Raw genomic sequence first — 4,369 nt, 5'->3', positions numbered from 1 at the left:
CTTGGCGAGGGGTTAAACCGTTGGAACCCTCGCCTTTCAAGGCGGGGAGGAGGTCAGTTCTGTACAGCCCGCTATCAGCTTGTCCACGCGCTTTTCCAGCCTTTTCACGATCTTCAGCAAGAGCTCCCTGCTCAGTTTAAGGTTTCCAGCCTTGGCCCTCCGGTAGATTGCCTTCATCACATCCTCCTGCCCCTCTTTCCTGGAACCGTTATCTGGACGCCGTACTTGAGCAGCGCCCTGAGGTAAAACGCGTCCCTTTATCGTCCCGTCCGTCGCGAGAAGGCCGGCCTTTCTGAGACCCATCTCCCCCCACCCTCTCGACCGTTTCCTTGGTAATGCTGATGCGGAATCCCCGTACTCCTCTGTCTCGGCGAAGAAGTGGGCCGTGTTGCCAAAGGCAAATTGGATAAGCATCATGATGCTAACACTAACGGCTGCTGTGAAAGCTGCCCTTAAAGCCGGTCTTGAAGTGCTTAAGATGGAAAATGCGTTATGGGCCGAAAACTATAACTTTACCTTTCCCTAATTTCCGCAAGGGTGGAAGAGATGCGCGTCGTTGTTCTTGTCGAGGACTACTCCGGCTATGAAAGTCCATTTCTTGCCCAGCACGGGGTGAGCTTCCTGATAGAGAAGAACGGCAGGAGGCTACTGTTTGATACGGGTCAAAGCGCTTATCCAGTTCTCCACAACATGGGACTGCTCGGGATAAAACCCGGGAGCATAGACTACGTCTTCCTGAGCCACTGCCACTACGACCACACGGGCGGGCTCCTTGAAATCCTTAAGGCAATCGGAAGGCGTGTTCCGGTCATAGCGCATCCCACGCTATTCAGGAGGCACTTCGTAACGAGGCCCTACCTGCGGGACGTTGGGATTCCCTTCAGGAGGGAAGATGTTGAGAAACTGGCGGAGCTTTACCTGACGGCAGAGCCGGTTGAGATAGTTGAGGGTCTCTGGTCAACGGGCGAGATTAGGGACCGGGAAGACTTCGAGAGGGCGGGTATAGGGGTTTACACGCTGAAGGACGGGAAGGTCGTGGAGGATGAACTCCTCGATGACATGAGCATCGTTGCAAAAACCGAAGAAGGCCTTGTCGTCGTGAGCGGTTGCAGTCACGCGGGCATAGTGGGCATAGTGAAGCACGCTGTAAGGCTCACCGGGGAGGAGAAAGTTGGGGCAGTTATAGGGGGTTTCCACCTCATAGACGCGAGCGAAGGGCGGATAAAGAGAACGGTTGAGGAGTTCAAAAAACTGGGTGTTGAGGAAGTATACACCGGCCACTGCACCGGACTGAGGGCTGAATCCGAGTTCATGAATGCCTATGGCGAGAACTTCCACAAGCTCCATTCGGGGATGGTCATTGAGCTCAGGGGATGAGTGAATGAAGGGAACGGGGGAGAGGCCAAGGATAACCGTGATGGCGTACTCCAAAGATCGGTTCCTCAGCAGGAAAGCGGAGACCCTAAGGGATGCACTCTCTATAGGAGACTACAACGTTGTGTGGGTGAACGTCGAGGGACCGGTCTCCACGGAAGAGCTGAAGGGCGAACTGGGGTTCTCCGATTCAGTAGCCCGGAGCTTGGCCAGAGGTTCTGGAAGGCCGAGGGTCATGGTGTTCAAGGATCACCTGTTTCTGCTCCTCCACCAGGTCTATGAGAAAGAGGGTAGCCTGAAGAGGGAGAAGATAGGGATTTTCCTCAGGGGGAACCTCCTCGTAACGGTTCAGGAGATAAGGGGCGATGTATTCGACCAGATAAGGGAGAGCATCCGCGAGGGTGAGGGGCTCTTCCGCGAGCGCGGTGCTGACTACCTGCTCTTTGCGCTCCTTGAGGCGATAGTCGAGAACTACGTGCCCATAATAGAGCGCATAAGCTCTAAGATGGAGGAACTTGAGGCGAGGATACTATCTAAGGGCGACGAGAGCGTCCTCCACAGGCTACATGGCATAAGGCAGGAGATACTCTTCATGAGGAGAACTGTCTTTCCGCTCCTTGAGGCCTTCAGGAGGCTGGGAATCGAAGGTTCGCGGTTCTTCGGGGAGGAGTCCCTGCCCTTGATAGGGGAGCTCCACGACCACGTCCTTGAGGTTCTTGAAATCCTAGAGGGCCAGAGGGACATGGCCAACAGCCTCGTGGAGCTCTACTACTCAACTATATCGATGAAGACGAACGACATAATAAGAATCCTCACGGTCGTCTCGACCATATTCATCCCGCTGACCTTCATAACGGGCCTCTACGGCATGAACTTCCGCTACATGCCGGAACTCTACTGGCACTACGGCTATCCGGCGGTTCTGGTGCTCATGCTCGCCGTAGCCGCCGGCATGCTCGCCTACTTCCGGGGGAAAGGGTGGATTTAGAGGTCTTCAAGGCCAAGGGCCAGCTTCACGGCCTTTTCCGCTATAACATCCATGGGGTCTATGAGGGGAACCTTCAGATCTTCAGGCTTCAAAGCGACGCTGACCTCTGTACAGCCGGCTATTATCCCTTCCGCCCTCTCCTCAAGCTTCCTTGCGACCTTAAGGAGCAACTCCCTTCCCAGCTCAACGTTGCCTGCCTTAACACCCTCGTAGATGCCCTTCATAACCAGCTTCTGGTCGTTCTCATCGGGTAAGACGAGCTTGATTCCCCTCCTCTCAAGCGCCCTGTGGTAAACGCGCCCCCTTATCGTTCCCTCCGTTGCCATAAGGCCGACTCTTTTGATGCCCATCTCCCTAACCCTCTCAGCCGTTTCCTCAACCATACTGACTAGTGGAACCTTTATCGCCCTCTGGATGTCCTCGGCGAAGAAATGAGCGGTATTGCAGGGCATTATTATAAAGTCGGCACCGCACTCCTCAAGCTTTTTCGCGCTGGTTATCAGCTCGGGCCTCGGGTCTTCGCCGTGGCCGAGTATGAACGCCGTCCTGTCCGGTATCTTCGGGTTGTTGTAGATGATTATCCTCGGGTGATCCTGATCCCTCTTGGCTGGAGTTTTCTCGACTATCCTCCTGAAGAGGTCGGCCGTAGCCAAAGGCCCCATACCGCCGAGGATTCCTATAATTCTTTCCACCATGCCGTCACCCCCTACTCATCCAGCCACACCGAGTCGTCGCCGTGATAGTTCAGCTTCACCACGAAGAGCCTGAACGGCTCGTTTCGCTCGTTGACGACCCAGTGGACGGTTTTTGGCTTTACCAGAAAGATATCGCCGGGCTTTGCTAAATACTCGGTCTCCCCTATACCCAGCCTTGCCTCACCGCTTATTATGTAGAACAGCTCGTACTGGTGAAGATGGTAGTGCTTTCTGACGGTCTGTTCCGGTTTAACCTCGACGATCTGGGCGTAAGAGCCTTCAGGAACTTCGCCCTCGAAGAGAGGGAGCTTCCTGTAAGTTCCCCTGTCTATAAGGTTTTTGATTTCGGCCTTCATAGGATGAGGTTGAAGAAATCAAAAATAAAGCTTTCTCTGCGGAAACTGCTCAAGAAGGAGCGGGCTCGACAACTACCTCGTCAACGACTTCAATCTCTGAACTCCAGACATTTCCCTATCCCCTGGCTTCAATCTGAACTGAGGATAAAAATGGGCCCGTAAGGAGGTTTTCGGCTTTTCCCCGGAATATAAGCAACACCGCGGGACTGCAACCTTTTGAAGATAAATCCAAAGTTATCTTCCTGCTTGAATTCCCAGAGAAATCCGCTTCAAAGCATGCTCCATCACTATAGAGAGATGACTCGTCGAGAGGGCGCTGTGTATATATCAAATCTCCCGGGGCGGAAAGCTCGGCACAGTAACTATTGGGCGGTTCCGGCTCTGAAATGTTTGGCCTTTTCAGGGAGTCAAGGGAGAAGATTCCCTTCTGCAGGGGAGAGAGGAGAGCGTTCATATAATTCTTAAGCTCTCTGGCATAGGTAGGCTCCCTTCCAAGCCTCCGGGGAACCAGCACCGACAGCGACCAGTTGCCGTAATCCCATGGAACCCAAACTTCAAGCCTCTGACCTCCTCCCCGCCGTGAACGGCGAGGGTTCCAACGAGGAACCCCTAACCCAAAGGCGGAGAGGTTCGAGGGGTCTCATTAAAACCCGCTAAAAAGCGGGTCTTCGACCCCTCTGGCCCGGTCTTAGGCCAATTACCCCTCCCCTGAGCGTAAAACCCGCTCAGATTCAGGGTTATGGTTTTAGCAACCTTCTTCAAGATATTGAAAGCACCAACCAAGTCAGCATTAAACACAAGCCCCGTCACGGGACACTTAAACAAACCACGAACAAAACGAGCCCCATAGTGAAGCTTCCCGCAAACGGGACAAGTTTTCGAAGTGAAAGCCTCATCAACGACCTCAACTTGAATACCATACTCTCCCGCAACTTCCTTCAAGCGTTGAATCATCG

At 53.7% G+C, this 4,369-nt stretch carries 7 protein-coding genes; 2 read left to right on the top strand and 5 right to left on the bottom strand.

The annotated features are described in order from the left end of the window. Window positions 1–36 precede the first annotated feature (36 nt). Window positions 37–303 carry a hypothetical protein gene (locus MVB78_RS07895; RefSeq protein ID WP_297490077.1) on the bottom strand — a complete coding sequence of 89 codons (267 nt, stop codon included), beginning with the start codon at window positions 301–303 and terminating at the stop codon, window positions 37–39. Window positions 304–546: 243 nt separating this feature from the next. Here MVB78_RS07895 and MVB78_RS07890 point away from each other — a divergent pair, with 243 nt between their 5' ends. Then, window positions 547–1,377: an MBL fold metallo-hydrolase gene (locus MVB78_RS07890; RefSeq protein ID WP_297490075.1), complete on the top strand. Its 831-nt coding sequence runs from the start codon at window positions 547–549 to the stop codon at window positions 1,375–1,377. Between the two features lie 4 nt (window positions 1,378–1,381). Next, window positions 1,382–2,362: a magnesium/cobalt transporter CorA gene (gene corA, locus MVB78_RS07885; protein ID WP_297490073.1), complete on the top strand. Its 981-nt coding sequence runs from the start codon at window positions 1,382–1,384 to the stop codon at window positions 2,360–2,362. On the opposite strand, the gene MVB78_RS07880 is transcribed toward corA, so the two are convergent. The 4 genes from MVB78_RS07880 to MVB78_RS07865 all read right to left on the bottom strand — a co-directional run. Then, entirely contained in the window at window positions 2,359–3,057 is a 699-nt protein-coding gene (locus MVB78_RS07880; protein ID WP_297490071.1) for an aspartate racemase, read from the bottom strand. The two genes, corA and MVB78_RS07880, sit on opposite strands and share 4 nt — an antisense overlap. Before the next feature lie 11 nt (window positions 3,058–3,068). Further along, window positions 3,069–3,413, bottom strand: coding sequence for a cupin domain-containing protein (locus MVB78_RS07875; protein WP_297490069.1), 345 nt, complete (start codon window positions 3,411–3,413; stop codon window positions 3,069–3,071). A 115-nt stretch (window positions 3,414–3,528) separates the two neighbouring features. Beyond that, complete coding sequence (locus tag MVB78_RS07870) at window positions 3,529–3,927, bottom strand: hypothetical protein (RefSeq protein WP_297490067.1); 399 nt, start codon at window positions 3,925–3,927, stop codon at window positions 3,529–3,531. A gap of 95 nt (window positions 3,928–4,022) precedes the next feature. Next, window positions 4,023–4,369 (bottom strand): transposase (locus tag MVB78_RS07865; protein ID WP_297490065.1); only part of this gene is annotated, 347 nt, incomplete at its 5' end.

The organism is Thermococcus sp., assembly GCF_026991495.1.
In the GTDB taxonomy this organism is placed as follows: domain Archaea; phylum Methanobacteriota_B; class Thermococci; order Thermococcales; family Thermococcaceae; genus Thermococcus.
This window is presented reverse-complemented; position numbering and strand designations above follow the sequence as displayed.